General features: G+C 32.4%; 1 pseudogene. It reads left to right on the top strand.

Annotated features, from left to right (window positions below):
* Positions 1 to 1,713, top strand: a pseudogene (locus CQA53_RS12755) (hypothetical protein); the annotation flags it as partial.

Here is a 1,713-nt window from a genome sequence, read left to right as displayed (position 1 = left end):
ACACCAGAAAATGAAAGATTGAGCTATCAACTTAGTGATTTACCCTATGATAATAATGCAAGTATAACTTGTATTATAGATGATACACTTCACATAACAAACTTTCATGTTGAACTCATATCAAGCAAGTATGAGAGATTCCCTACTGCTACTATCATCACTAAGCCTTGTATTTATCAAGATAGAAAGTGTCCTCAAGTGTTGAGGTTTAGTAAAAAACTTTGGCTATGCTTTAATGGTAAGAGCTTAGTAATAATGCAAGGCAATGATATAATACAAGAGTTTATAGCCTTTAGTGGGAATGCCCTAAATAATAAGCAAAAAGAGCAATTACAAAGAGAGAAGGGCTATACAGACTTTGTAGAATATGAGGAGAAAGGATTATCCAATAATACAACATATTATTTCTGCCTTGATAAAGAATGGCAAAAGGAGAAAGACAAAGGAGCTATTCCAGAGGGGGAATATTATATCAATATCAATGATATAAAAGAGAGAAGGACAATCTTTAGTGAAAATACATTTGGTAAGCATACAAGTATCTATACAGATAAAGAATGTGGTAATGGAGTAGAATCTCACACACAAAGAGAGAATTTCTATCTTTCAATCTATACAGATAAAGATTGCAGTCATACAATAGAATCTCACACACAAAGAGAGGGTTTTTATATTTATAGAGGAGATACATATAAAGAGAATGGAGGGATAGATATAGGGAAAAATGATGAAGCATTCTTTGAGGCATTAGACAAATTAAACAATCACAATAAATTATTATCACCCACAAAGCAAGAGAATAATAAAAATGCAGTGAAACTCATAGTAAAGTATAATTCACCAATCATCACTACAATACAATTCTTAAAAGAAATAGAATGGGAACTCACACAAGGACAGCCATTACCAATAACAAGCAAAGTAAAACAAAAGATAGAATACTTCTTTGATACTGAAAAATATTTACCCTCTTATCCTTTTGCTCCAGGCACTTATATAGAACTAGAGGCAAAGCTTAGAGAGAATAAAGCAAAAAGTAGCCATATACAATGGACATATATTGCCTTTGAACATGATGAGACAAAAGCCTTAGATAAAGGCATGATACAATGGCATTTAAATCAGTATAAAGCGAGTAGCCCTAAAACAACAGCTATATATAAGACTATCACTGATGAGAGTGGATATTTTAGTAACAATGATATACAAAACAAAATAGGATTCTCTCTCCCATTAGAGCGAACACATAAGACGGCATATAAAAACTACTATGTTGTCATATTTGCATTTGATACATCACAACAATTCCCAGATATATATGACGCTCATATCGTTATAGATATAAGTTTCAAAGTAGGTAATGACATAGGGAAGCAGATAACAGAGCAAGTAAGAGATAAGGACTATACGCCCCTCAAAGATTCAAGTGATTTAATACAATGGAATAGTTTGAGGAGAATCTATGATATAGCACAAGCCATAGAGTTTTTAAAGGCGAATGTAGAGGGAGTAAAGCACATGTTTCAAAACAATCAAATCAAATATACTCAAAAAGATACAAATGACAATCCTGTATATAATGTATGGTTTGACTATTTTAGAATCCACCCTCAACTTGCAGGAAAGATAGCCTATATCTATTATCGATTTGATGTAAGTGATGAGAAGTTTATAGGGAGTGTAAAAGATAATGGGGAATATGTGAAGGATAGA

Source organism: Helicobacter didelphidarum, from assembly GCF_003364195.1.
Lineage (GTDB): Bacteria > Campylobacterota > Campylobacteria > Campylobacterales > Helicobacteraceae > Helicobacter_A > Helicobacter_A didelphidarum.
Note: the sequence above shows the minus strand (reverse complement) of the source record. Positions and strands in the feature narration are given on the sequence as shown.